Origin of the sequence: Paraburkholderia sp. C35 (assembly GCF_003121405.1) — a bacterium.
Classification (GTDB): Bacteria; Pseudomonadota; Gammaproteobacteria; order Burkholderiales; family Burkholderiaceae; genus Paraburkholderia.
In genome coordinates, this window is sequence record NZ_QBUY01000055.1 from 26983 (window position 1) to 53751 (window position 26769).

23 protein-coding genes are annotated in these 26769 nt (G+C 62.8%); 13 read left to right on the top strand and 10 right to left on the bottom strand.

Annotated features, from left to right (window positions below; all coding sequences use genetic code 11):
- Window positions 1-23: 23 nt before the first annotated feature.
- On the bottom strand, window positions 24-2966 hold the full coding sequence (locus tag DK391_RS26830; RefSeq protein WP_109481037.1) for an EAL domain-containing protein: 2943 nt from the start codon (window positions 2964-2966) through the stop codon (window positions 24-26).
- Window positions 2963-4096 (bottom strand): extracellular solute-binding protein, encoded by a 1134-nt coding sequence (locus DK391_RS26835; protein ID WP_239482963.1) that lies wholly within the window; start codon window positions 4094-4096, stop codon window positions 2963-2965. The genes DK391_RS26830 and DK391_RS26835 overlap by 4 nt, the downstream gene beginning before the upstream one ends.
- On the opposite strand from DK391_RS26835, the gene DK391_RS45380 reads away from it, so the two are divergent.
- The gene (locus DK391_RS45380) at window positions 4032-4184 is read left to right on the top strand and encodes a hypothetical protein (protein ID WP_239482964.1); all 153 of its coding nucleotides are present in this window, start codon (window positions 4032-4034) and stop codon (window positions 4182-4184) included. The two genes, DK391_RS26835 and DK391_RS45380, sit on opposite strands and share 65 nt — an antisense overlap.
- A gap of 392 nt (window positions 4185-4576) precedes the next feature.
- On the opposite strand, the gene DK391_RS26840 is transcribed toward DK391_RS45380, so the two are convergent.
- Window positions 4577-6160 (bottom strand): Na+/H+ antiporter, encoded by a 1584-nt coding sequence (locus tag DK391_RS26840; RefSeq protein WP_109481039.1) that lies wholly within the window; start codon window positions 6158-6160, stop codon window positions 4577-4579.
- A 112-nt stretch (window positions 6161-6272) separates the two neighbouring features.
- Window positions 6273-6704: a Cd(II)/Pb(II)-responsive transcriptional regulator gene (gene cadR / locus DK391_RS26845; RefSeq protein WP_109481040.1), complete on the bottom strand. Its 432-nt coding sequence runs from the start codon at window positions 6702-6704 to the stop codon at window positions 6273-6275.
- An 83-nt stretch (window positions 6705-6787) separates the two neighbouring features.
- Here cadR and DK391_RS26850 point away from each other — a divergent pair, with 83 nt between their 5' ends.
- Genes DK391_RS26850 through DK391_RS45390 form a run of 3 tightly spaced genes read left to right on the top strand, consistent with a single transcriptional unit; the run spans window position 6788 to window position 9423 of the window.
- Window positions 6788-9043, top strand: a complete 2256-nt coding sequence (locus tag DK391_RS26850) for a heavy metal translocating P-type ATPase (RefSeq protein ID WP_109481041.1) — start codon at window positions 6788-6790, stop codon at window positions 9041-9043.
- Window positions 9044-9082: 39 nt separating this feature from the next.
- The gene (locus DK391_RS45385; protein WP_239482961.1) at window positions 9083-9244 is read left to right on the top strand and encodes a hypothetical protein; all 162 of its coding nucleotides are present in this window, start codon (window positions 9083-9085) and stop codon (window positions 9242-9244) included.
- The gene (locus tag DK391_RS45390) at window positions 9241-9423 is read left to right on the top strand and encodes a zinc-ribbon domain-containing protein (protein ID WP_239482962.1); all 183 of its coding nucleotides are present in this window, start codon (window positions 9241-9243) and stop codon (window positions 9421-9423) included. The genes DK391_RS45385 and DK391_RS45390 overlap by 4 nt, the downstream gene beginning before the upstream one ends.
- A gap of 70 nt (window positions 9424-9493) precedes the next feature.
- Here the strand turns inward: DK391_RS45390 and DK391_RS26860 are convergent, their stop codons facing one another.
- Both DK391_RS26860 and DK391_RS26865 read right to left on the bottom strand, forming a co-directional pair.
- Window positions 9494-9910, bottom strand: coding sequence for an organic hydroperoxide resistance protein (locus DK391_RS26860; RefSeq protein ID WP_109481043.1), 417 nt, complete (start codon window positions 9908-9910; stop codon window positions 9494-9496).
- Between the two features lie 154 nt (window positions 9911-10064).
- Window positions 10065-10967 carry a LysR family transcriptional regulator gene (locus DK391_RS26865; RefSeq protein ID WP_109481044.1) on the bottom strand — a complete coding sequence of 301 codons (903 nt, stop codon included), beginning with the start codon at window positions 10965-10967 and terminating at the stop codon, window positions 10065-10067.
- Between the two features lie 123 nt (window positions 10968-11090).
- On the opposite strand from DK391_RS26865, the gene DK391_RS26870 reads away from it, so the two are divergent.
- Window positions 11091-13220, top strand: a complete 2130-nt coding sequence (locus DK391_RS26870) for a 3-hydroxyacyl-CoA dehydrogenase NAD-binding domain-containing protein (protein ID WP_109481045.1) — start codon at window positions 11091-11093, stop codon at window positions 13218-13220.
- A gap of 211 nt (window positions 13221-13431) precedes the next feature.
- Here the strand turns inward: DK391_RS26870 and DK391_RS26875 are convergent, their stop codons facing one another.
- Entirely contained in the window at window positions 13432-13704 is a 273-nt protein-coding gene (locus DK391_RS26875) for a hypothetical protein (RefSeq protein WP_109481046.1), read from the bottom strand.
- 880 nt (window positions 13705-14584) lie between these two features.
- Between DK391_RS26875 and DK391_RS26880 the strand changes: the two genes are divergently transcribed.
- From DK391_RS26880 to DK391_RS26895, 4 genes are read left to right on the top strand one after another with little or no spacing between them, the layout of a single operon-like run.
- Window positions 14585-15283 (top strand): response regulator transcription factor, encoded by a 699-nt coding sequence (locus DK391_RS26880; protein WP_109481047.1) that lies wholly within the window; start codon window positions 14585-14587, stop codon window positions 15281-15283.
- Window positions 15280-16704 (top strand): FecR domain-containing protein, encoded by a 1425-nt coding sequence (locus DK391_RS26885; RefSeq protein WP_109481048.1) that lies wholly within the window; start codon window positions 15280-15282, stop codon window positions 16702-16704. The genes DK391_RS26880 and DK391_RS26885 overlap by 4 nt, the downstream gene beginning before the upstream one ends.
- A complete protein-coding gene (locus DK391_RS26890; protein WP_109481049.1) occupies window positions 16704-19160 on the top strand; it encodes a CHASE2 domain-containing protein in 2457 nt (818 codons plus the stop codon). The genes DK391_RS26885 and DK391_RS26890 overlap by 1 nt, the downstream gene beginning before the upstream one ends.
- Before the next feature lie 49 nt (window positions 19161-19209).
- The gene (locus DK391_RS26895) at window positions 19210-19815 is read left to right on the top strand and encodes a DUF4136 domain-containing protein (RefSeq protein WP_109481058.1); all 606 of its coding nucleotides are present in this window, start codon (window positions 19210-19212) and stop codon (window positions 19813-19815) included.
- A 9-nt stretch (window positions 19816-19824) separates the two neighbouring features.
- Here the strand turns inward: DK391_RS26895 and DK391_RS26900 are convergent, their stop codons facing one another.
- On the bottom strand, window positions 19825-20610 hold the full coding sequence (locus DK391_RS26900) for a DUF899 domain-containing protein (RefSeq protein ID WP_109481050.1): 786 nt from the start codon (window positions 20608-20610) through the stop codon (window positions 19825-19827).
- A gap of 187 nt (window positions 20611-20797) precedes the next feature.
- Complete coding sequence (locus DK391_RS26905; RefSeq protein WP_109481051.1) at window positions 20798-21322, bottom strand: DUF6622 family protein; 525 nt, start codon at window positions 21320-21322, stop codon at window positions 20798-20800.
- A 349-nt stretch (window positions 21323-21671) separates the two neighbouring features.
- On the opposite strand from DK391_RS26905, the gene DK391_RS26915 reads away from it, so the two are divergent.
- Window positions 21672-22808, top strand: a complete 1137-nt coding sequence (locus DK391_RS26915) for a branched-chain amino acid ABC transporter substrate-binding protein (protein ID WP_109481053.1) — start codon at window positions 21672-21674, stop codon at window positions 22806-22808.
- A gap of 24 nt (window positions 22809-22832) precedes the next feature.
- Here DK391_RS26915 and DK391_RS26920 read toward each other — a convergent pair whose 3' ends face one another.
- Window positions 22833-23312: an Lrp/AsnC family transcriptional regulator gene (locus DK391_RS26920; protein WP_109481054.1), complete on the bottom strand. Its 480-nt coding sequence runs from the start codon at window positions 23310-23312 to the stop codon at window positions 22833-22835.
- A 121-nt stretch (window positions 23313-23433) separates the two neighbouring features.
- Between DK391_RS26920 and DK391_RS26925 the strand changes: the two genes are divergently transcribed.
- From DK391_RS26925 to DK391_RS26935, 3 genes are all read left to right on the top strand, one after another.
- A complete protein-coding gene (locus tag DK391_RS26925) occupies window positions 23434-24666 on the top strand; it encodes a diaminopropionate ammonia-lyase (RefSeq protein ID WP_109481055.1) in 1233 nt (410 codons plus the stop codon).
- A 36-nt stretch (window positions 24667-24702) separates the two neighbouring features.
- Window positions 24703-25866, top strand: a complete 1164-nt coding sequence (locus DK391_RS26930; protein WP_109481056.1) for a M20 aminoacylase family protein — start codon at window positions 24703-24705, stop codon at window positions 25864-25866.
- Between the two features lie 87 nt (window positions 25867-25953).
- Complete coding sequence (locus DK391_RS26935) at window positions 25954-26343, top strand: RcnB family protein (RefSeq protein WP_109481057.1); 390 nt, start codon at window positions 25954-25956, stop codon at window positions 26341-26343.
- Window positions 26344-26769: the final 426 nt, after the last annotated feature.

The following is a 26769-nucleotide window of genomic DNA, read 5'->3' on the forward strand; positions in this document are numbered from 1 at the left end:
TGCTTTACACACCGCGCGCCGCATCAGTCGCTTTCCTCGCCGACTTCGACGCGCGGCCATACCAGCGCCTCGAACTGATCGGGCGGCACCGGCTGCGAATACAAAAAGCCTTGCGCGAAATCGCAGCCCACGCCCGTCAGAAAATCGCGCTGCTCGATGGTTTCCACACCTTCGGCGATGACCTTCAGCCCGAGCTTGTGCGCGAGCACCACCATCGCTTCGCACAGTGCCTGATTGTCCGCATCGAAACCGAGGTTCTGCACGAAAGAGCGGTCGATCTTCAGGAAGTCGATTTCGAAGCGCTTCAGATACGCCAGCGACGAATAGCCCGTGCCGAAATCGTCGATGGAAATACGGATGCCTGCGTTGCGGAACGTCATCAGCCGTTCGTCGATTTTCAGGTCGGCGTGCAGCAACAGCCCTTCCGTAATTTCGACCGCGATGCTTTGCCCCGGCATGCCTTCGCGATGCAGATGCTCGGACCATTGCGTGCACACCAGATTGTCCTGGCGAATCTGCACGGGCGACACGTTCACGCTGATCTGGAACGACGGATGGAAGCGATTGCGCCACAGCTTCGCCTGCTGCACGGCCTGCCTGAACACCCAATCGCCGATAGGTACGATCAGGCCGGTGTCTTCCGCGAGCGAAATGAAATCCAGCGGACTGATCATGCCGCGCTCGGGATGCAACCAGCGGATCAGCGCCTCCGCCTTGTAGATCTCGCCCGTCGAAAGATCGACGATAGGCTGGTAGTAGAGACGGAACTGTTCGCCCGGCAGCGCGGCACGCAGATCGCTCGTCAGGCGCAGACGCTTTTCCGCCGCGATCTGCAGGTCGGGCGTGAAGTAGCTGAAGCGGTTGCGGCCCGCGTTCTTGGCGGCGTACATCGCCTGATCGGCGTTCTTGAACAGCACGTCGAGTTCGCTCGCATCGTCCGGATACAGCGTCATGCCGATGCTCGCCGAGATGAACGCCTCGTCGGGGCCGAGCGTGAATGGCTCGCACAGCGTATCGATGATCTTGCGCGCGATCCGCTCGATGCTGCTGCCGTCGTCGATATGCGGCAGGATCACGGTGAACTCGTCGCCGCCAAGCCGCGCCACGGTGTCCGACTCGCGCACGCACGACGTGATGCGCCGCGCGGCTTCGATCAGCAGCGTATCGCCCGTGTCGTGGCCGAGCGAATCGTTGACTTCCTTGAAGCGGTCGAGATCGATCAGCATCAGCGCCATCCGTTGGCCGGAGCGCTGCGCGATGCGCGCTTCCTGCTCGAGACGGTTCTGGAACATCTGGCGATTCGGCAGTTGCGTCAGCGTGTCGAAGTTCGCCTGCCGCCAGATCGCGGCTTCGAATGCCATCCGGTCGGACAGGTCGCGGCCTACGGCCAGCACCGAATTGACCTGGCCTGATGGATCGATCTCCGGCGTGAGGCGAATATGCGAGCACTGTTCCTGCCCGTCCTTGCTGACCCAACGCAATTCGAAATGCCCGCTTTTACCCGTCGCAATCGCCTCGCTGATTTTCCGCTCGTAGATCAGCGCGTTCGCGCCGCCGGGAATTTCCGAAGGCCGCTTGCCGAGCGCTTCGTTCAGACTGCGCCCCGCCGACTCGCAAAACGCCGGGTTCGCATACGTGCGGCGTAAATCGCGGTCGTAGCGCGTGATTGTGTCGGGTGAATTTTCGATCAGCGTGCGCGATTCCTGCTCGCGGCTGACGAGTTCCGCCGTGCGCTCGACCACCGTCTGTTCCAGCGACGCATTGATCTCGTTGATCTTCTGGATCTTCTGCCGGATCGCGCAGCGCATCCGTTCGAAGCGCTGTGCGAGCCGGCCGAGTTCGTCCTGGCCGCTGGTATCGACATGGGTTTCGGCGAGCGCCTGTTCTTCGGCGCCTGCGTCGCTGCCCGTGTCGTGCATCTTGCGCACGAGGTCTTTCAGCGGCGACGAAATGCTGTGCGAGATGAAGTAGGCAAGGAAGATGGACAGCAGGAAGCACGAGATGCCGACCAGCACGATCTGGTTGCGCACGGATTGCGCCTCGGCCGTGAGCTTCTTTTCGGGAATCGTGCTGACGACGAACCATGTCGTGCCAGGAATGCGCGTGTAGGCCGCGAAATAGCCCGCGTGGTCCTTGCCTTCGAAACTGACGAAGCCGTTCGGCTGGCCGAGCATCTCCGTGTTGTGCGAAATCCTGTCGATCAGGCCCGGCTCGGCGATGGCGTCGGCGCTCGCGGGCATGTCGTCGGCGCGCACGATCAGCTTGTTGTTGTCGGTGTCGAGCACGTAGATTTCCGTGCCGGTGCCGAGCGCGACGTCGTTGAAGATCGTCGAAAAATGCTCGGGGCGGACTACGAGCACCAGATCGCCGAGCCGCCGGTTGTTGCTCTTGCCGATCACGGCCCGCACCATGCCGATATTCAGCTGGCCGACGCCGTTGTCGTAGCTGCCCCAGTACGGCCGCCCGTTGCGGTCGGGCGCCTGTTTGACGAACTGCATCACGCCGCGCGTCAGTTGCGCGAACGCCTGCGTATCCATCACGTGATTGTGGGCATCGAGCAGATACTTTTCGTTGATGAAATCGACAGCGCCGTAGTGATCGAGCAGCAGACGCGTCATGTCGAGGCGCGCCTCCGTCTGCTCCTTGGGACTGCCGTTCGTGACTTTCATCAGCGCGGACTGCACCTGATCGGAGAGCACCAGCTGGCTGCTTTCCGTTTCGATCTGTTCCATGCGCAGCACGATGTTGCGCGAGACCTGCTTGACGACTTCTTTCGAGAAGATCTCGGCCTTCTGTTTGATGGCCGCCGTCGACTCTGCGTACGATATGTAGCCCGAAATGAGCACGGGCAACAGCGACAGCAGAATGAACGCAGTGATGAGCCGGTAGCGTATCTCCACGCGGCGCAGCAGATCCTGCGACAGATATTCAAAAACGCGTTGCAGTGAACTGATGATCGAGCTCATTTGTAATGCATCTTTGCTTCATTCTTGACGGACGCATCGAGCTGCTGGGCGGCCTGTCTGGGTGTGATCTTATTCAACAGGACGTCCTGCATCAGCCGGTGCAGACGCTCGATCGAGTTCGACGGAAGCACGGAATAGTACGGACTCGCCGTGACGGGATAACGACTGACGGCCTCCGTGTACGCGACGATCTTCGGATCGCCTGCCATCGTACCCGTGCTTTGCCGGAACGGCGAAATGTTCTGGCGCTTCGCCTGGAGAATCGCGAAACCCTTGCTGGCAATGAATTCCAGAAAGCGCGTCGCGGCCGCCTTGTTCGGCGTCTCGGCCACCGCAAAGCCCGTTTCGCTGCCGATGATCGGCACGACCTGCTTGCCGGGCGCATTCCAGGGCGGGATGAAGACGCCTGTCTGGAACGGGTTGCCATGCAGCAGCAGACCCGCGGCCCAACTGCCGTGCATCACCATGGCGACCTTGCCTTCCTTGAACAGCCGGATACCGCCGTCGTAATCCGTCGCCATGAATCCGTCCTGCACGTAGCCGCGTTCGGGGAGCAGCGCCATTTTGGCAAAAATATCGGCGACGGCGGGCGTGTTCAGATTCAGCGTGCCATCGACGATTTTCTTCTTCCATGCCGGCTCACGCGCGACCACGTTGTTCGCGAAGCCGAAGCTGAATGGCCCGGTGCCCAGCATGTTCGGAAACCCGCCGTTCCACATCACGGGCGTGAGGCCAGCGCGCTTGAGCTGCTCGCAGACCGCCAGGAACTCGCGGAAGTTGGTAGGCAGCGCCTTGATGCCGGCTTTTTCGAACATCTCCTCGTTGTAGTACATCAACACGGTCGCCACGCCGCCGGAAATGCCGAACGCCTTGCCTTGCCGGCTGGTCCAGTCGCTTTTCAGCGGGGCGATCATGTCATGCCACGCGGTCGTTTTGCTCACGTCCGCGAGAATGCCCTGGTCGGCCAGTTCCGCTGAATACGCATTCGGATTCACGCTGACGAGATCGGGCAGATTGCCGGACGCAACCCGCGGCTTGATATTCGCCTCGGCGGAATTGCCCACCATGAACTGCACGTTCACGCCGCTCCCGGGATTCTCCTTGCTGAATGCCGCGGCGATCTGCAGCATTTCTTCCGGCCAGTCGGGCGCCCAGATCATCGCGGTGATGATCGTCCTGGCCGGCGCGCTGGCCGTCGGCGAAGCGGCGTCCTTCTGATGGCAACCGTACAACGACAAAAAAACCAGAGTCACCAGGCCGGATAGCAGGGAAGCAAACGCAAATCGTCGCACGTGAGAATCGCTTTCAGTTCGGAATGGGTCGGGCGGGCGTCAGCGGCGGCAGGATGTGCGCCGGACAGGTATTCGCCGTTCGGGAGGAGAAAGAGAAGAATCTGCGCGCGGCAAACGATTGCGGGGGAACCGGGAGCCGGTTACATGACGTGACGGCGTGGACGCAGCATGTAAGGAAACGCTCGCGGCGAATGCAACGCGCATATCTTGCCCTGACGACGGCTAGGAAATCGGACGAGGCAGTACCTCAATTGCATATCGGCACGCCTTCTCATTACTTGAGAAGGCCGCCGCGTGTGCGTGGAGGCGCCGGGGCGGCTAGCCGCGGGCGTGACGGGATGCCATTTCCTGCAGGTCGAGATCGTGTTCCATCGCGTGCAGCATGTCGTCGTGGATCAGGCCGCCGCGATGCATCCGCAGCAGTTCCGAACGTCCTGCTGCGATGGCGGCGAGCACGACGTCGTAGTGCGCCGCGCGCGCGTCGAGCGGAAAGGCCGCCGCGTTTTCGAACTCGCGCGTGATGCGCGCCCGGTAGCTGTACTGTTCGAGCAGCCGTGGATGCAGCACGCTGCCGTCCGGCGCGTAGGCCAGTGGCTTGATCGCTTCGAGCTGCGCCGCTTCAAGCCGTGCCCATGCCTGCGGTTCCGTCAGATACGTCGCGGCTTGCGTGTCGCCGGCGGGCCGCACGAGCCGGATCACCCAGCCGATCGTCGTGCCCTGCAGCAGCACCGTGAAGAGAATGACGACGACCGCGGAGAACAGGATCAGATCGCGGCCCGGCATGGTTTCGGGCAACGACAGCGCGATGGCCAGCGTCACCACGCCGCGCATGCCTGCCCAGCTGACGACGCAAGCGGAGCGCCAGTCGGCGCGCGGCACGGCGCGGCGCGCGAGGCGATCCAGTATCGCGTTGATCGACTCCAGCCCGAAGGTCCACACGCCGCGCGACACGACCACGGTCAGCACGGTCGCCATCGCCGCCGGGCCGAGCAGCGCGAGCGCGTTGTCGATGCCGCCGAGCCGCTGCATCACGCCGCGCAGCGACAGGCCGATCAGCACGAACACCAGCGCTTCGAACACGAACACGACGACCTGCCAGAACGCGGTGCCGCGCGTCCGCACGGCTGCCGAGAACACTTCATGCTGATGCCAGCCGAGCAGCATGCCGCAGGTCACCGTCGAAATGACGCTCGATACGCCGAGCATTTCTCCCGCGATATAGCTGATCCACGCGGAGATGACCGAGGTGGTGATGATCAGATAGTCGTCGTCGAGCAGGCGCAGCAGACACACGACCACATAGCCGACCACGCAGCCCACCGCCACGCCGCCCACGGCGAGCGCCGCGAAGCTCATGACGGCATGCGACGCGCTGAAGGTGCCCGTCAGCGCCGCCGCCACGGCAAAGCGGAACAGTACGAGACCGGCGGCATCGTTGAGCAGGCTTTCGCCTTCGAGCAGCACCATCAGGCGGCGCGGTAGCGCGAGCCGTTCGAGCACGGCTTTGGCTGCGACGGCATCGGGCGGCGACACGACAGCGCCGAGCGCAAAGCACGCGGCCCAGGGCAGCGACGGCACGACCCAGTGCACGACCACGCCGACGATCCACGTGGTGAACGCGACCGCACCAATGGCGAACAGCAGAATGGGCTTGAGGTAGCGCTTGAAGTCGGTCCAGACGAAGAAGTAAGCGCCATCCATGAGCAGCGGTGGCAGGAAGACGATCAGCACGAGATCGGGATCGAGCACGACGGGCGGCAAGCCAGGCGCGAATGCCATCGCCACGCCGCCGACAAGCAATGCCGCTGCGGGCGGCAGGCGCAGGCGTTTCGCGAGCAGTTCGAGCGCGATGATCGCGATCAGCGAAAGCAATATCAGTTTGAATGCCGATACAGCCGACATGACGCTACGTCTCCTGTCGAGTGCCTGCGAGAGGCCGCCTGCCTGCATCGGCCCGGCGGGATTGTCCAAAGCACGGCAGTGTGCCATCGACGCATGACAGACGGGAGATCCGTTAGCCGAGGGGATTGGTCCGTTGCTTCGAGGGCTTCGTTTCCATCGTGGTGAGACCCTGCATGATGCCGCATTCGTCGACTGCCGATCCCGCGTTGCATCGCGTGCGCAGCGCCGTCAATTGCTGGCGCAAGCGCGTCAGCTCTTCGATGCGCGCGTCGACGTGAGCGATATGCTCGTCGAGCAGCGCGTTGACGGCGCTGCAATCGCCTTGCGGCTGGTCGGACGCCGCCAGCAGCGCGCGGATTTCTTCGTGCGCCATATCGAGGCTGCGGCAGTTGCGGATGAAGCGCAGCCTTTCGATGTGGCTCTGGTTGTAGCTGCGGTAGTTCGAATCCGTCCGTTCGGGCGGCGTGAGCAGCCCTTCCTTTTCATAGAACCGGATCGTCTCGGTCGTGCAGTTGGCCTCTTTGGCCAGTTCCCCAATCCTCATGGCGATGCTCCGGCAGGAAGCCCTTGACCTTGAAGTGGCTTCAAGGTGTGTACTGGGAGCATACCGCACAAAAGGACAGGGTCATGGCACACGATCACCAGCACGCGCTCAGACGCGGACACACGGACACGGACGGTTGCGGCGCACACGCCTGTGGCGGCAGCGCCGACGATCGCGTCCGGCCTCGCACCGCGCAGCGTGCCGTCGAGGCGCTTGCGAAGTCGACGGTGACGGGTGAAACCGTGCGCAGCCAGATGAGGATCATGCAGATGGACTGTCCGACCGAGGAAACGCTGATCCGCAAAAAACTCGGCGATCTGCCCGATGTGCTCGAACTGCAGTTCAACCTGATGCAGCGCGTATTGACGGTGGTGCACCGGGAAGGCGGTCTCGATGCGATCGTCAAGGCGCTCGAAGCGCTCGGCTTTGCACCCGAGCCGGTCGTGGATGCCGGCGCAGCGCCTGCGGCGTCCGAGCGCCGCAAGCCGTGGTGGCCGCTCGCGCTCGCGGGCGTGGCGGCGCTGGGCTCCGAAGCGGCGAGCTGGGTCGGCTTGCCCATGTGGCTGGTCGCTGCGCTTGCGCTGCTGGCTGTCGTGAGTTGCGGACTCGGCACCTACAAGAAAGGCTGGATCGCGCTTCGCAACGGGAACCTGAACATCAACGCGCTGATGAGCATCGCCGTGACGGGCGCTCTGTTGATCGGCCAGTGGCCGGAGGCGGCCATGGTGATGGTGCTGTTCACGGTCGCGGAACTGATCGAGGCGAAATCCCTCGACCGGGCGCGCAACGCGATTCAAGGCCTGATGCGTCTCGCACCCGATACGGCGACCGTCATGCAGCCCGACGGCACATGGGCCGAGATAGAGGCCGCACGCGTGAGCGTGGGTGCCGTCGTGCGCGTCAAGCCGGGCGAGCGTCTCGGGCTGGATGGCGAAGTGGTCAACGGGCGATCGACGGTGAATCAGGCGCCGATCACCGGTGAGAGCATGCCCATCGACAAGGCACCGGGCGATGCAGTGTTCGCCGGGACGATCAACGAAGCGGGATCGTTCGAATATCGCGTGACGGCAGCAGCCAGCAACACGACTCTGGCGCGCATCATCCATGCCGTCGAAGAGGCGCAGGGCGCGAAAGCGCCGACGCAGCGGTTTGTCGACAGTTTTGCGCGGGTCTATACGCCCATTGTCTTTGTGATCGCGCTCGGTGTGGCCGTCGTACCGCCGTTGCTGATGGGCGGCGTGTGGCTCGACTGGGTGTACAAGGCGCTGGTGTTGCTGGTGATTGCGTGCCCGTGCGCACTGGTCATTTCGACGCCCGTCACGATCGTCAGCGGACTCGCGGCAGCGGCGCGGCGCGGGATTCTGGTGAAGGGCGGCACCTATCTGGAACAGGGGCGCAAGCTCGCATGGCTCGCGCTCGACAAGACCGGCACTATCACGCACGGCAAGCCGGTGCAAACGGATTTCGAAATGCGTGCGGGCGACGACATGGATAGCAAGCTCGTCCGCTCGATCGCGGCGAGCCTCGCGGGCCGCTCCGATCACCCTGTATCGACAGCCATCGCGCGTGCCGCCGATGCGGACGGCGTCGCGCGCCTGCCCATCGATGCGTTCGAAGCGATCCCCGGACGCGGCGTCGCGGGCATCGCGAACGGCACGCGCTATTCGCTGGGCAATCACAGGCTCGTCGAAGAACTCGGCCGTTGCTCGCCGGAACTGGAAGCGCGCATCGAGGCGCTCGAGCGCGACGGCAAGACGGTCGTCATGCTCATCGACGCAGCGCGCGTGTACGCGTTGTTCGCTGTCGCCGATACCGTGAAGGACACCAGCAAGGAAGCGATTGCCGCGCTTCATGCGTTAGGCGTGCGCACGGCCATGCTGACGGGCGACAACCCGCACACGGCGGCGGCGATTGCGCGCCAGGTCGGCATCGACCGCGCGGAAGGCAATCAGCTTCCCGAAGACAAGCTCGACGCGGTGAAGCGGCTGTCGGCGGAAGGGGCGATGGTGGGCATGGTCGGCGACGGCATCAACGACGCTCCGGCGCTCGCGCAAGCCGATATCGGCTTCGCGATGGGTGCGATGGGCACGGACACCGCCATCGAAACCGCCGATGTCGCGCTGATGGATGACGACCTCAGGAAGATTCCCGCGTTCATCCGGTTGTCGCGGGCGACGCATGCCGTGCTGGTTCAGAACATCACGTTGGCATTGGCTATCAAGGCTGTTTTCCTTGCGTTGACGATCGGCGGAATCGGCACGATGTGGATGGCCGTGTTCGCGGATGTCGGGGCCAGTCTGCTGGTGGTGGGGAACGGGTTGCGGTTGCTGCGCAAGTGAACGGGAGAAGCGAAATGGGCTGGTTAGAACGAATGCTGGGTGGGCATCACGGCGGGCAAGGTGGAAGAGGGCGTGGTCACGGCCATGGGCATGGGCATGGGCATGGTGGTTCTCATGGAGACAGGCGCACTCATGAAGGTGACTATGGTGATGAACGAAGCCGCCATTCGAACGATGCTTGGGGTAGAGCGCCCACAGTGACTCCCGCGACGCGCGCAGAGCGCTCATGCCCGAAATGCGGAGCCGCGAATGCGACAGAGGCGCGCTTTTGCAGCCAGTGTGCGACTTCGCTGGTTCCACGATCCTGTGCAAGCTGCAGCCAGGCGCTCGCGCACGACGCGAAGTTTTGTGGGCAGTGCGGGGCGCCGGTCGTGGCCTGAGTTCGCGCGCTGGCGCCAGGCCGCTAGCAGTAGCGAAGGGCGACATTGGCGCCGCCCATCCTCTGCTCGCTTAAACCAGCGTAATCGTCACCTCGATATTCCCGCGCGTCGCCTTCGAATACGGGCAGGTCTGATGCGCGCGGTCAACCACTTCCTGCGCCACGTCGCGCGGCAGGCCCGGCAGACTTACATTCAGACGCGCCTGAATGAAATAGGCGTTATCGGTGGTGCCGAGATCGATCTCGGCGTCGACGCTGGTTTCCGCCGGCAGCGAGATCTTCAGGCCGCGTGCCGCAAGGCCCATCGCGCCGATGAAGCACGCCGACCACCCCGCGCCGAGCAGCTGCTCGGGGTTCGTGCCGGCGCCCGTGCTGCCCGGCGTCGACAGCTTGATGTCGAGACGGCCATCGTCGCTGCGCGCGGCGCCTTCGCGGCCGCCCGTCGTGTGAACCTTGCCTGTGTACAGAACGTTGTCGATACGCGTCATGGTGTGTGCTCCTTTGAAGTGGTTGAAGGACCAGCAATCGATGACACGTATTGAAGCGCCTGGATGTATCTCGCATGTGTCGTGGAAACGCGTGTGTGTATGCGCATGTATCCGCCCGCGCGCCCGATACATGGCAGTACAAAGCGGCATGGGATTACGCGCCGCGTCCCGCCTTGCGCGCTTCGTCGAGCATGAATTCGATGAATTGCGAGGTCGCGCGCGTGTGGTGCAGGTTCGGCATATACAGCATGTACATGTTCGTGCCGAAGATGCTGAGCCGCCACGGGTCGAGCGCTGTGACGACGTTGCCGCGCCGGATATCGTCGTGCACGACGTAATCGGGCACCAGACCGACGCCGAGGCCGGCAAGAATCGCCTCGCGCAAAAACAGGAAGTTCTCGGAGATCAGTCCCGGCTCCAGCAGGACTTCGTGCCGTTCGTCGCGCAGATAGGCCGCGAGGCGAAGCTGGCGGCCCACTACCGTCGATGTGATCAGCGGCGCGCTGCGCAGCGCGTCGAGCTGCGTCGGCATGCCATGCTGCGCAGCGTATTCCGCCGATGCACACGCGACCCAGCGCACCGGTCCCATGTCGCGCGCGACGAGATTTTGCGGCGGCTCCGACATCACGCGCACGGCAATGTCCACCTCGTCGCGCAGCAGGTCTTCCACACGATTCTCGAACATCACATCGAGGACGATGCCGGGAAATTCACGCTTGAACGCGATCAGCCACGCCGACATCACCAGTTGCCCGTAGCCGCTCGGCACCGACAGGCGCACGCGGCCTTGCAGGCTTTCGCCGAGCGTCGATATCGATTCCTGCGCGGCGTGCAGCGAATTGCGGATCGCGCGGCCATGCTCGTAGAGCTTGAGGCCGATCTCGGTCGGTTCGACACGGCGCGTCGTGCGCCGCACCAGTTGCAGGCCGATCGACTTTTCGAACTGGTTCAGGTGATAGCTGACGTTGGCGCGCGTCATCTTGAGCCGGCGCGCGGCTTCGCTGAGATTGCCGGCGTCGATGATTTCGACCAGCAGCGTGAGCGCGTTGACGTCCATAGCAGTTTGACTGTCAAAAAATCCTTGACACTCTGTCAATCCGCGATGCGATTGTCAATTGCCTTTATCCCCAAGACAATCCATGACGATTCCGCCTATCTGCTGCATGAGGAGACAAAACCGATGTCACAGCCCGCCGCCAACGCGCCCGCCTTGCCTGTCAGCCATGAACTGCGCGGCAATATTCTGCTCGTCACCGTCGATAATCCGCCCGTCAACGCGCTGGGCGTGGACGTGCGGCGCGGCCTTGTCGCAGCGATCGACGCCGCCGAGGCGAACGCGGCGGCGCGCGCGGTGCTGATCGTCGGCGCGGGTCGCAATTTCATCGCGGGTGCCGATATCCGCGAATTCGGCAAGCCGCCGCAGATGCCGACGTTGCCCGACGTGTGCAACCGCATCGAGATGTGCAGCAAGCCGGTGGTGGTCGCGATTCATGGCGCGGCGCTGGGCGGCGGGCTGGAGATCGCGCTGGCGTCGCATTACCGGCTGGCAGTGGCTGGCGCGAAGCTCGGTTTGCCGGAAGTGCGGCTCGGCCTGTTGCCCGGCGCGGGCGGCACGCAGCGCGCGCCGCGCCTGACGGGCGCCGAAGCTGCGCTGTCGCTGATGCTGAGCGGCAAACATATCGGCGAACAGGAAGCGCTGACGATCGGTCTTGTCGATCGCGTCGGCCAGAGCGACGACGTGCTCGCCGAAGGGCTGGCCTATGTGCAGCAACTGCTGGTCGAGCACGCACCTGTGCGGCGCACGCGCGATGCACGAGGCCTCGCGGACAACGAAGCCACCGCAGCAGCCATCTCCGCCGCGCGCGCCGATACCGCGAAGAAATCGCGCGGCCTGCTGTCGCCGCTAAAGATCGTCGATTGCGTCGAGGCGGCGCTTAACCTGCCTTTCGACGAAGGCATGCGCTTCGAGCGCGCGCAGTTTCTCGAATGTCTCGACAGCCCGCAGCGCGCGGCGCTCGTTCATGCGTTCCAGGCCGAGCGCGAAGTGCAGAAATCGCCCGAGACGCGCAGTGCGCAGCCGCGCCCGGTCGAGTCGGCGGGCGTGGTGGGCGGCGGCACGATGGGCGCGGGCATTGCCGTCGCGCTGCTCGACGCGGGCCTGCCTGTGACGATGGTCGAGCGCGACGAGGAATCGATTGCGCGCGGCCGCGCGAACGTCGAAAAGGTCTATGACGGTTTGATTTCAAAAGGGCGTTTGAGCGCCGAGGGCAAGGCGAAGAAACTCGCGCGCTTTACCGGCAGCACGTCCTACGATGCGCTCGCGCAGGTCGATATCGTGATCGAAGCCGTGTTCGAGGACATGGCCGTGAAGCTTGCCGTGTTCGCGCAACTCGACCGCGTATGCAAGGCGGGCGCGGTGCTCGCCACCAATACGTCGTATCTCGACATCGACGCGCTCGCGGCCACGCTCTCGCGTCCGCAGGACGTGATCGGGCTGCATTTCTTTTCGCCCGCGCACATCATGAAGCTGCTGGAAGTCGTGGTGCCGGCGCAAGTGAGCGCTGACGTCGTCGCGACGGCTTTCGATCTGGCGAAAAAGCTCCGCAAGGTGCCCGTGCGCGCAGGCGTCTGCGACGGCTTCATCGGCAACCGGATGCTGGCTGTGTATCGCGCGGCGGCTGACCATCTGATGGAGGATGGCGCGTCGCCGTATCAGATCGACAAGGCGGTACGCGAATTCGGCTTTCCGATGGGACCGTATCAGGTGATCGATCTGGCGGGCGGCGACATCGGCTGGGCCACGCGCAAGCGCCGCGCGGCAACGCGCGATCCGAACGCGCGCTACGTGCAGATTCCCGACCGTCTGTGCGAGCGCGGCTGGTTTGGCCAGAAGACGGGGCGCGGCTTTTACCGTTATGAGGAAGGCAAGCGCGCAGGCGCGCCCGACTCCGAAGTGGAAACGATCATCGATGCCGAGCGCCAACGCGCCGGCGTGGCGCCGCGCGCACTCAGCGACGAGCAGATCGTGCGCCGCTACATGGCCGCGATGATCAACGAAGGTGCGAACGTGTTGCACGAGCGCATTGCGCTGCGGCCGCTCGATGTCGACGTGACGCTGATGAACGGCTTTGGTTTTCCGGCACATCGCGGTGGGCCGATGCATTACGCCGATACGATTGGCCTCGCCGCGTTGCTCGCGGATATTCGTGAGTTCGAAAAGCAGGATCCCGTGTTCTGGCGGCCATCGCCGTTGCTGGTGGAACTGGTCGAACGCGGCGCGACCTTTGCGAGCCTGAATCAGTCGGCTTGATGAGGGAACGGCGGTGGTGACGGCGATCTTCGATACTTGTTAAAGATCGTCAAATCCGCCAGATCTTCGTTGATGGATCGGGCATAAAGTCCGAGAATGAAATTGCGGTGACCGTACCGCAAGTAAGTGGCAAGTTAAGGCCGCAGCTATCGCGCTGCGGCTTTTTTTTATTGTGGCGTTATTGCTTTGCCTTCTTGCCTGCTGCCTCGCACTATTGCGCCGCCGTCAGCCTTGGCCCAACACGGGATGGCTGTGCCGACTCCTGCTGCCCCTTGCGCTGATCAGAAACCGCTTCAATCCCCTTTCGGGTGACATCTTCGAGAAACACCAGGCGGGATCGGAAATACTCGGCCCGTAACTGCGCATCGAGAACCTGTTGCTCCGCGCGAAACAATTCCATGCGTAATTCATTAAGCGCGCGTTCGGCCTGTTTCTCTGGAGTCGGAGCGTGGCGTGCTGCCCAGTTTGCAATCCACATCAGCATGATGAACCCCTCGCGTTCAAGCTGGCTTGCTCAAGCTGCATTCGCTGCAGCGCCTGTTCGATACGATCGCGCATGCCCGGCGCATCGGCACATGGGCCAGAACGGCCTGAAGCGGCCTGAAAACTATCCGCGCCGGTTTGCCAAACAATGTTAGTGAAGTTTTGACTGCACGCAGTGCGTTTTTTAGCAGCGATCGGCCGCGCGATCATATGCGCAGACGAATGATCGCGTGTTTCCATCACTTGACAATTGCTAAAAGATTTTGAGATACGAATCTCATATAGTACGGACAAGGTTTCGCAATGAAGCCTACGGGGGATACAAACGGCAGCAATCAGGGAGAAACGGCGATTCGCATTTCGGCGGGAATGACGAATGAGAAACTGACAAAGTCTTACTCGCCAATTTACAAAACAAACGAGGTGAACAACGATAGTTGTAAGACAGCGCGGAGGCCAATTCATGATCCGCTGAAGGGCGCAATCGACGATCCGGCAATCTTTGCATGATTTTATTGCGCCCTCTTTTTATACTATTCCTCCCTATTGTGAAAAACGTTGATGCCGGATGGCGATTCGCGGGCAAACGGGGTGCGTCGGCGCAGGGAATCTGAATCGTCGTTGTTTATCGAGGAGCGGGTGTGTTTCAGGCCAGGCACCACGCGCATTCCATTCAGGACGGGCAAGCGCACGCATAAGCGTTGACGGCGTATCGGCGATCGAACGACAAAGAAGACGATGACGTAGTGGCGCTGAACAGCGCTCAGGCGTAAGCGCCGCAGACGACACAACGCGACGCGCGCGCGTCCGCGCATGGCTACGCAGCGAGGCGCGAATGCGCGCAACGTTGGCCCTATGAATCATTTCGCGTGCGGGGTTCTATGAGAATTGCAGTCCTGGACGATGATGTGGCGCAGGCCGATCTGGTCTGCCAGTCGCTGGCGGTCGATGGTCACGATTGCCATGCGTTCGCCGAAGGCCGCGCGCTCGTCAAGCATTTGCGCAGACAGACATTCGATTTGCTGGTGCTCGACTGGAACGTGCCGGACATGTCGGGCGAAGAAGTGCTGCAGTGGGTGCGTCAGAGTCTGTCCGACCGTCTGCCTGTGCTGTTCATGACCAGCCGCAGCCGCGAGACCGACATCGCCGCGATGCTCAACAAGGGCGCGGACGACTACGTCGTCAAACCTGTCGCATCGAGTGTGCTGCTTGCGCGCGTGCGCTCGCTGCTGCGCCGTGCGTATCAACTCAACCAGAGCGCGACGAGAGAGAGCTTCGGCGAATTCGAATTCGAACTGGGATCGAAGCAGGTGATCGCGCGTGGCACCTCCGTCACGTTGACGCAAAAGGAATTCGAGCTCGCGCTGTTGCTGTTCCGGCATCTGAGCCAGCCTTTGTCGCGTGCCCATATTCTCGAAGCGATCTGGCGGCAGGACGTCGACATTCCGTCGCGCACGATGGACACGCATGTGTCGATGCTGCGTGCCAAACTCGGCCTTCGCCCCGAAAACGGCTACCGGTTGACACCGATCTACGGCTACGGCTACCGGCTGGAGCGGATCGAAAAGGAGGATGCGTGACGGTAGCAGGTCCGGACACAACGCCGCGTGACCCGGCGCGCGCGGCGCGGCGCGCTCCCGGCTCCGGCCTGGTAGCGGTTCTTGCGGCGGCATTCTGCCTGCTGCCTGTCAGTTCAAACGCGCAGAAGTCTGACAAGCCTGCACGCGAAGCGACCACGATCTACGTGACTCGCGCGGGCGACACGCTCTACGATCTGGCCGATCGCTATCTGCGCGATCCGCGCGACTGGGTGGTGCTGCGCAAACTCAATCATGTGGCTGATCCGCTGCATCTGCAGCCCGGTGTGCAACTGCGCTTGCCCGTCACGTTGCTGAAGCAGGAGCCGAGTACGGCGCGTGTGGTTGCCGTCAGCGGCCCCGCTACGCATGCGTTCAGACAGAATCCGTTCGTGCCCGTCACGGTCGGCATGGTGCTGGTCGAAGGCGACCGCGTGCGCACGGGACACGAAGGTTTCGTCACGCTGGAACTCGACGACGGTTCCCACGTGTCCGTGCCGCAGGACAGCACCATTGAAATCGGCGCGTTACGCCAGACCGTCCTGACTGGCTCGAAAGATCGCGTGATCAATCTGAAGCAGGGCGAAGTGGACAGCGAAATCAATCACGCGACAAAGAAAGACGACCGCTTCCAGATCCGTTCGCCGTCCGTGGTGGCGGGCGTGCGCGGCACGCGCTTTCGCGTGAACTATGACGGCGATGAGCAATCGACCGCCGTGGCCGTGCTCGACGGCGCCGTCGGCGTCGATGCAGCACGCATGCCGCCGCGTGCACCGGGCGTGCCGCTGCAGGCATCGACGCAACTTGTTGGCGCGCATTTCGGCAGCGTCACGCGCGCGACGGGCGGCGTCGGCGGGCCGGTCGCGCTGCTGCCGGCGCCGGCGCTGGCCGATCCCGGCAAGATGCAGGACGACAAGGAGGTCGCCTTCGATCTCGTGCCCGACCCGAACGCGCACGCGTATCGCGTGCAGATTGCGCGCGACGCCGACCTGTTCGACCTGATCCGCGATCAGCGCGTGACTACGCCGCACGCGTCGTTCGGTGCTTTGCCCGACGGCAACTACTTCGTGCGTATTGCATCGATTGATGGAATTGGGCTTGAAGGTCTGCCGCAAACCTATGCATTCGAGCGGCGTCAGTTCGGGCTCGATGTGTCGGCGGGACAGCGCGCGGGCAGCCGCGATTTCGAGTTCCGCTGGCTCGCGAGCCGCACGGGTGTCGAGACGCGCTTTCGCTTCGTGCTCGCCACCACGGACGATCTGCGCGACCCGCTCGTCGATCGCACCGATCTGACGGCGGGGCAGATTGTCGTGTCCGACTTGCCGCCGGGCGTCTACTACTGGACCGTGATCGCCGAGCAGTTCGAGAACGGCCGCTTCTACCAGAAGGGCAGTTCGATCCGCTCGTTTACACTGGCCCGGTGATGACCACGGGTGGCCCGCGCATGAGCTTCGATCCGCGCATACGTCTTGGGCGGCCTGTCGGGCGCCGCTTTCTGTTCGAATGGCTGTGCATCGGTTGCCTCGGGATCGTGGTGATCCTGGCCTGTTCGCCCGGACGGCTGACGGCGAGCGTCGATCATCTCGTCTACGACGGCTTGTTGCGCTTGCGCGCGCAACCGGTGCTGCCCGATATCGCGGTCATCGAAATCGATAACGCGAGCATTGCGCGGCTCGGCCGCTGGCCGTGGCCGCGCGCCGTGCATGCGCAGCTGCTCGACGCCATCGCCAGAGATCATCCCGCCGCGGTGGTGTACGACGTGCTCTTCACCGAGCCGGCACCGGACGATGCGCAACTCGCGCGCGCAGTCGCCGCGACGCCGACGTATCTGCCCATTCTGCTTTCCCCCGAAGACGCCGGTGGTGCGCGTGTCGCCGTCAAACCCGTCGAGCCGCTGGCGAGCGCCGCCGCAGGGCTCGGCCATATCAACCTCGAAGTGGACGGCGACGGCATCGTGCGCAGTGTCGCGCTGTTCGAAGGCGACGCGCACATGCGCTGGCCGCAACTGATGGTGCCCGTGTGGCGCGCCATCCACCAGGGCGCGGTACGGCCTGTGCCGCCTGTGAGCGGCACGGCAGCAGCGGACCTGCCAGACCATGCAGCAACCACGAAAGACAGCGAAGCGCGCGTGCTGATTCCATTCAGTCCGCTCGCGCAGACTTATCCGAGCGTGTCGTTTGCAAGCGTGCTGGCGGGCGACGTGCCCCAAGACCTGTTGCGCGGCAAGATCGTGTTGATCGGCGTGACGGCGTCGGGTCTTTACGACCGCTTCTCGACGCCCGTGTCGGGGCGGCTCGGGCCGTTGCCGGGCGTCTACATTCACGCGAACGTGCTCGATACGCTCGTGACGGGCCGCGCGATCGAGCCTGTCAGCGGACTGTGGGTGTTCGCTGTGTCGCTGGTGCCGCTCGCCATGTTGCTCGCCGGGCTGCTGGTGTTGTCGCCGCTGCGCTCGCTGCTGATGACGATCGTGCTGTGCGCAGCGATGCTCGCCTTCAGCGCCGCGCTGCTGTACGGCATGCGGCTGTGGATGTCGCCCGTGCCGGCGATTGTCGGCCTTGCCGCCGTGTATCCGATCTGGAACTGGCGGCGGCTCGAAATGACCATGTCGTATCTGCGCAAGGAACTGCAGCGCCTCGCCGATGAACCGTATCTGTTGCCCGAAGCGCCGCAGCGCAGCCGCGAGTTCCGCGGTGACGCGCTCGCGCAGCAGATGGCGCTGATGGCGCAGGCCGCGCGGCGTGTGCAGGACATGAAGCAGTTCGTCTGGAACAGCCTCGATAGCGTGCCGGAGCCGATTCTCGTGGGCGACGTGCACGGCGTCGTGCTGATCGCGAACCACGCGGCGAAGGCGTACTTCGAGCGGCTCGGCGCGGCAGCGCCCGAAGGCATGCAACTGCGTCACGTGCTGGGCGATCTCGCGTTCGTGAAGGCCATCGATTCCAGCCCGGAAGCCGACGCACTGGGACGCGCGCATTGGCCCGCGCTGCTCGATCCTGGCCGTGCTGCGTTCGTCGATCTGATGGAGCGCGGCATCGAGGTGCGCGACCGTAACCAGCGCGATCATCTGCTGCGCTATGCGAAGTGCACCGATGCGCAAGGCGCGGTGATCGGATGGATTGCGGGTCTCGTCGATGTGACGGCTGTGCACGCCGCCGAGCGCCTGCGCGAAGATGCGTTGCGGCTGCTGTCGCACGATATGCGTTCGCCGCAGGCCTCGATTCTCGCGCTCGTCGAACTCGAGCGGGCGCGCTCGCCGTCGCCCGATGCGGGACGCCTGCGCGAACTGCTGAATCGCGTCGAACGCTATGCGCAACGCGCGTTGATGCTCGCCGACGATTTCGTGCAACTGGCGCGCGCCGAATCGCAGGCGTATGTGCTGGAGCCTGTCAGTCTCGATGAACTCGTGATCGATGCCAGCGACGAAGTGTGGCCGCAAGCGCAAGCCAAGCACATTCGCCTCGAAGCGGCCTACGATGAAGTAGGCGATGGCCACTGGATCAACGCGGACCGCTCGCTGATGACGCGCGCACTCGTCAACATCCTGAACAACGCAGTGAAATATAGTCCGCCCGACACGCGCATCACCTGCGCGGTCGCGCAGCAGGAAAGCGAGTCAGGTGCCGGGCCCGCACGGGTGCGCTGCACGATCCGCGACGAAGGCTACGGCATCTCCGCCGAGAACCAGGCGCATCTGTTCGAGCGGTTCCAGCGCTTTCACGAAAGCGAACGGCCCGAAGCGACGGGCACGGGACTCGGCATGGCGTTCGTGAAGGCAGTCGTGATGCGGCACGGCGGCGATGTGCGGGTAGACAGCACGCCCGGCAAAGGCACGGCATTCACGATCACGCTGCCCGCACTCGACGAGACAGATGCGTGAGCGCCAGATCCTGCACAACAGAACCCGATTCGATGGAAGCGAGAAGAACGTGAAAAGAACGCTGAGTGGTGGTGCTGTCGTGGCTGCGTGCGTATTGGCGCTTGCCGGATGCGCGGCTGTGACGACCGACGTCCAGGTGTCGGGTTCGCCGCTCGTGCTGCAGGGCGAGCGCACCTATGCGATCGTGCAGACGCCGACGCAGGAAACAGGCACGGCACGCCAGCAGTACGAAGCGCTGATTCACAACGAACTCGGCCACTACGGTCTGGTCGACCGTGACGTGGATCGCGCGAGCTACATGCTGTCGCTTGCATACGATACGCGGCCCGCAGCCGTCGGCGTGACGGTGGGCGACTGCGCCGGTTCAGCCTGCAATGGCGCGGCGCAGCCTAGCTTCTCGCTGTTCGGGCGCGAGTATCAGCACTCGATGACCTTGCGTCTGTTCGAAGCCTCGACGGGCAAGGAAGTCTACAAGGTCACCGCGATCAGCCGCGACCGCAATGCCGACACGCTGCATCCCATTCCGTGGCTCGTCAAAAGCGCGTTTGCGCAGTTCCCGTTCAACGAGTACGGAAGCTGGCGGGTGAAGCTGCGCAATGCCAGTGACGCAGCGGCACAGCCGGAAGTGGTGACTGTGACGCAACTGGACCGGTAAAGTCGGGCGTTACGGGTGCGTCTTGTTCCTGAATGCCGCCTCGCCTGCGTCTGATACTTCGACCCATTTTTTATCGGGCGGCGCATCGTCGACGTAGCTGTCGTGCCAGTTCCACCATTTGTACGTGGGCGTTTGCGGATAGCCTTCGGGCGAATCCTCCCAGACCTCTTGCCGGCCTAGCGGCGTGATGTCGAGATAATTCCACGTGCCGCCCATCTGCTCGTCGCCGCGATTGTTGATGAAATAGGTGCGGAAAATACGCTCGCCGTCGCGATAGAACACGTTCGTGCCGTGCCATTCATCCACGCCGAAATCGGCGTCGAAGCTGTCCGTGATCGTGAACCACGGAATCTGCCAGCCCATGCCTGCCTTCAATCGCGCAATATCGGCTTGCGGCGCGCGCGATACGAACACGAGCGTCGTGTCGCGTGCGTTCAGATGCGCGAGATGCGCAACCTGATCGGCCACCATCGAGCAACCGCGGCATGCGTGTTCGGGCCAGCCGAATACGCCTGGCTCATAGAACGCGCGATACACGATCAGTTGACGCCTGCCATTGAACAGATCGCCCAGACTGAGCTTGCCGGATGGACCTTCGAACGCGTAGGTCTTATCGACTGCGGTCCACGGCATGCGGCGGCGCTCGGCGGCGAGCGCATCGCGCGCCCGGGTATGCGCCTTTTCTTTCACCAGCAGTTGCTGGCGCGCGGCTTCCCATTCTTCCTGCGACACGACGGGCGGCGTGCGCATCGCGGCTTGTCCGTCGCGGGTGGTTTTATCGTCTGACGTAGTCATGGCTCTTGCGACCTCCTGATGTGAACAGAACGCCGCGCCTCACGGATGAGGCGCGGCTTCTCGGGTTGTTCATCGCGTTGCTTGCCGTGAGACAGTCTGAACCGGCGAAGACAAACGCTGGGAGTAACAAGTCTGGCGATATTTCCTTTACGTCCTGGAGTGCAACGGACGTGCCCGGTTTGCCCGCTTACGCGCCTTGCGAACACGCCTGGATGACGCGGCGTGCGCTCATGGCTCGCCAGTAGGTCAGGAAGCGTCCAGCGAACATGCCGGCCACGGCGCCCGACACGGCTGCGCTGATCAACATGTACATGCCGAGCGACGCGAAGCTGGTCGTGGTTGCCAGTTCGACGCCGAGCCAGAACTTGGCCACGAAGGTGATGACGATCAGCGCGAGCGGCAGCATCGAGCCGGGCAGCATCACCGTGTTCTTGATGGGATCGACGATAAAGCGCGAGCGGCTCGCGATGAACACGCCAGCGGCGACGCCCACCATGGCGGCCACGACCCAGATGATGGCGTCGGCCCAACCCGTCAGCGGGTCCGTGATCAGATGCACGATGCCCCAGACCGCGAACACGGCCGGCACGATGGCGAGTTTCGAGAGCGGCGAGGTGCCGCTGTTCATGGCCTTGAGGCCGCGCGAAAGCAGGAAGGCGAGCAGCACCCAGACCCAGATGGGTGTGCCTTGAAAGATGGCTGCGAGCGACATGACGGTATCTCCTTCAGACGTATTCTTCAGACGGGTAGGTAAGCAGCGACTACGGTTTGTACGATTCGATGGGATGCATCGTAGCGACGGGGAATTAGCGAAGAATGAGGAGGCTGAAACGCGAACGCGGGCGCCGAATCGGGCGGCAAACCTGTGCAAACGGCGCCGCGATAAAAAATTGCTCGAACGCGGGTGTGATCGACTGGATTTTGCGTCGCGGGCCAGTCTGCGAATTTTGGCTATCGGGGCGCGCGAATACGATGAATGCAGCCTTGTGACGCATTCAGGGCGGTAGCGGATGGCGAATCGTCCATCTTCGAGCGCGAGCCAATTTACCTAGCAGACGACCATGCAAACACATCGACCCCTATCGCTTCTGATGTTCACCGCGCTTGGCTTGCAGCCGCTCGCGGCGCACGCGGATCTCACCGTGAAGATCGGCCAGGTTTCGCCTTTGACGGGCGAGCTGTCGCACATCGGCAAAGACGACGAAAACGGCGTGCGCCTCGCTATCGAGGATCTGAACAGTCGGAAGATGCGCATCGGCGGACAGAGCGTGACCTTCGTGCTCGATTCGCAAGACGATGCCGCCGATCCGAAAACCGCCGTCACCGTCGCGCAGAAGCTGATCGACGATGGCGTGGCGGGCGTGGTCGGACACGCGAATTCAGGCACGTCGATACCGGCGTCGAAAATCTATTCGGACGCGGGCGTGCCGATGATCACCGAATCCGCGACCAACCCGAAACTCACGCAGCAAGGCTTCACCAACGTGTTCCGCATGGTGGCCAACGACGTGCGCCAGGGCAACGTGATCGGCACGTACATGGTTCACGATCTCGCCGCGAAGAAGGTCGCCATCGTCGATGACCGCACGGCATACGGGCAAGGACTCGCCGACGAAGTCGAGAAAGCCGTCAAGGCGGCGGGCGGCAATGTCGTCGCGCGCGAGTACGGCACCGACAAGACCAGCAACTGGACGGCGATTCTCACCACCATCAAGAGCCGCCAGCCGGACGGTATCGTATTCACGGGCGGCGATACGCAGGCTGCGGCGTTCGTGCAGCAGGCGCAGAAGCTCGGCGTGAAGGTCAAGTTCATTGCCGGCGACGAAGCCTGCACGCCGCAGTTCATCAAGCTCGCGGGCACAGCGATGAGCAGCGACGCTTATTGCACGCTGGCAGGCGTGCCGCCGGCGAAGATGCCGCAAGGACCGGCGTTCTTCAAACGCTATGAGCAGCGCTTCGGTGTGCCCGTGCAACTCTACGCGCCGTATGCGTACGACGCCGTCATCGCGATGGCGAACGCGATGCAGGCAGCGGGATCGACCGATCCGAAAGCGTATCTGCCGAAGCTGCGTGAGGCGAAGCTCGACGGCGTGACGGGCGCGATCCAGTTCGACGACAAAGGCGATATCCGCAACGGCGCGATTACCGTTCGCCAGTTCGATCAGGGCAACTGGACCGACCGCTCCGTGATTCGCTGATGCATGGTCGATCTGGGATGCACGTCATTCGATGTCGATATCGACCGGCACGCCGAGACCGACTTTCACGCGGCTCATGCTCACCAGCGTCTTGAAGCGCTTGACGTTGTTGTTCGAGAAGAAGAGTTGCCGCGTGAGTTCGGTGTACTGGTCCATGTTGCGCACCGTCATGACGAGCACGAAATCCCATTCACCCGCGACGTAGTAGCACTGCTGGATCTGCGGACATTGTGAGAACGTGCGTTTCATCGCGTCGAGCAGATCGATCTGTTCGCTCTCGACTTCGACGTTCGCAATGATCGTGAGCGCGTAGTCCACCTTTTCCGGTGCGACGATAGCCGAGTAACGGTCGATCACGCCTTCGTCCGAAAGACGCCGCAGCCTGCGGTTGACGGCGGCTGTCGACAGGTTCACGCGCGCGCCGAGTTCCGTTTGCGGAATTTGCGCATCGCGCTGCACTTCCATCAGAAGTTTGCGGTCGAAGTTATCGAGTTGAGTCGCCATGATTTCGCGTCGAAGCCGTGATGGAAGAGATATTTTTGCACGAAGCCATGAAAAACAGGGACTTTATTGATGGTGTCGCGCAATATCATTTCATCACTGGACCACAACGGAGCAATATCGAATGCTGATCGCCAATCCCCGTGCCGTGCGCGACACCTACCCGGACACGCTGCGGGCCATTCTTGATGTCGAGTCCGCGGAGCAAAGCCGTGCATGGCTGTCGGGCTGGAACCTGATCAGCCGCGAAGCGACGCCGCTGTGGACGTTGCCGGATACAGCTGCACAGCTTGGTATCGCGCAACTCTGTGTGAAGGACGAGTCGTTCCGCTCGCCGCTTGGCAGCTTCAAGGCGTTGGGCGCGCCCGTTGCGTTGATGCGTCTGGTCATGCGTTTATGGCACGCGCACGATATCGATCCGCACGCGCTCATCAACGGCCGCTACGCCGATATGCTTACGAACCTCACCGTAATCAGCGCCACTGACGGCAACCACGGCAAGGCGCTCGCGGCGGCTGCGCAGAGCATCGGCTGCCATTGCGTGATTGTGCTGCACGCCAACGTGAGCACGGAGCGCGAACAGGCGATTGCCGCTTACGGCGCACATATCGTGCGCATTGCGGGCAACTACGATGAATCCGTCGAGCATGCCGCGCAACTTGCGAAGACCAACGGCTGGCATGTCGTTTCCGATACCTCATACGACGGCTACGAAGCCATTCCGCGCGATGTCATGCAGGGATACGGCGCGATTGCCGCGGAGATCATCGAGCAATCGGCGAGCAGCATGAATGCGCAGCCTGGGTTCACGCATGTGTTCCTGCAAGGCGGCGTGGGCGGGCTGGCGGCGGGTATCGCGAGTTATTTGTGGGAACGTGCGGGCGCGCAAAGGCCGCGCTTCATCGTGGTCGAACCGCGCCAGGCGGATTGTCTGTATCAGAGCGCGATGGCCGGGCGTGCAACGCACGCGACAGGATCGGTCGATTCCGTGATGGCGGGTCTTGCATGCGGAGAAGCATCGCCGCTTGCGTGGAAAATCCTTGAGCAGTGCGTCGACGATTTCATGCTCATCGACGATGCCGATGCAGTCGATGCCACGCGCCGTCTCGCCAGTCCTTCAGGTGGCGATGTGCCGCTGGTTGCGGGCGAATCGGGTGCGGCCGGTTTCGCGGGTCTTTGCACCTTGATGCGCGACAGCGAACTTGCGCGTGCGGTGGGTCTGGATGAGCATGCGCGCGTGCTCGTGATCAACACGGAGGGCGCGACGGCGCCTGCTGCTTATGCGCAAGTCGTCGGTGAGTCTGCGCAAGAAGTGGCCGCGCGTCAGCAGGCGTGGCTGCAAAGCTGCGTGCGATAGCCCGCGCATCCAATCCGATCGACAAGGACAAACGCTATGGAAAGCACGCTGCAGGGACAATTGAAGAGCTGGCGACAGCACTTGCATCAGTATCCCGAGACGGGTTTCGAAGAGGGCAATACGTCCGACTACGTGGCGAATGTTCTGACGACGCTAGGACTCGACGTGCATCGCGGTATCGGCGGAACGGGGCTGGTGGCGAACCTGAAGATCGGCGACGGCAAGCGTGCAATCGGGCTGCGTGCCGACATGGACGCGCTGAACATCACCGAGCAGGCACCCACACGAACGCACGCATCGCGCACGCCGGGAAAAATGCATGCGTGCGGACATGACGGCCATATGTCGATGATGCTGGGCGCAGCGCGTCTGCTGGCCGAGCGGCGTAATTTCGACGGCACGGTGCGTTTCATCTTCCAGCCTGCCGAAGAGCATGGACGCGGCGCCAAGGCGATGATGGCCGATGGCCTGTTCGAGCGCTTTCCCCTCGATGCGATCTTCGGCGCGCACAACATGCCAGGGATGCGTGCAGGCACATTCGCGACGCGCGCGGGCGGCATCATGGCGAGCGAAGACAACTTCGTCATTCACATCAAGGGACGCGGCACGCATGCGGCGCGGCCTCACATGGGTGTCGATCCGATTGTGGTGGCATCACAGGTCGTGCTGGCGTTACAGACCATCGTGTCGCGTAATCTCGATCCGAGTTTGCAGGCGGTGATTTCGTGCACCGAGTTCATCACCGATGGACTGCGCAACGTGATTCCGTCGAACGTGATCATCAGGGGCGATACGCGTAGCTATTCACGCGACGTGCAGAAGTTGCTGGAAACGCGCATGCGGGAAGTGAGCGAAGGCATTTGCCGGACGCATGGCGCCGAATGCACGTTTGAATATACGCATGAGTTCGCGCCGACGGTGAATGCCGCGCAATGTGTCGATGTTGCGGTGAGTGCGGCGCGCAACGTCGTCGGTATGGAAAACGTCGATGCCGACGTGCAGCCGATGATGATTTCCGAAGACTTCGGCGCGTTCTTGCAGGTTGTGCCGGGCAATTTTATTTTCATCGGCAATGGTGACACGGCAGAGAAGGGCGGCGTGCCATTGCATAACGCTACTTACGATTTCAACGACGATATTTTGCTGATGGGAGCGCGTTATTTCGCTGAATTGGCGCGGCTTGAATTGCCCGTTGAGTGAGCTTAGAAGCGACTCGTAAGAGACAGTAAGGGCGCTGTTTGAATCGTTGTGAAGGAAAACACTCTTACCTTGTTTGGGGAGTGTTCGATGAAGAAAACTGTATCTGTGGTGTTGCTTGCTGTTTCGTGTGTTGTCGCTCAAGGGCAGGCGTTTGCGCAGTATGCGCCGGGGGATGATGGCGGGCCGGGGCATCATTCCACAGCCGACGAACGCGGTGGTTCTGATGGTCCTGGCGGACCTGGCGGTCCGGTGCATCGCGAGGCGTCGCGTGGGCCTGTGCCGCATCGTGACTGGCATCGCGGAGATCGTCTGCCGCCTGATTATCGCGGTCCGCAATATGTCGTCGACGATTGGCGTGGGTATGATCTGCAGCCGCCGCCGTCAGGGTATCAGTGGGTTCAAGTCAATGGTGACTTTGTGCTTGCTGCGGTGGCTACGGGTGTGATTTCTAGTATTTTGCTGGCGGCGCATCGGTGATTGTTCTTGCCTGCGGCCTTTTTTTGTCGCTGGCGTCCGCGGTTTGTTAGTGGTCTGCTAGCGTTGCCCCTGTGCGGGGCGGCACCTACTTTTCTTTGCAGCGGCAAAGAAAAGTAGGCAAAAGAAAGCCGCTGAACACCACCCACTACGGTCGTTGCCTGCGGGCCCCCAGCCGGTCCTATCCTTCATGCGGCATCGATTCTCTTGATGCCCGCTGCCAGCGCTCTTTAAGAGCGCCTCACCCGCTTCAACCTCCCGCGTCTCAGCGAGCCTTACCAGTTCGGCCCAGGCCGCCCAGGTGGCAAACGGTGTGTCGGCCGTCGCGCCTTATGCGCTCCACTCCGGACTGAAAAGCAAAGGCGGTGTGTCTTGTAGGATCGCCGACGCAGAATGTGCGACAACCTACACACCGTTTGCCACCTGGGC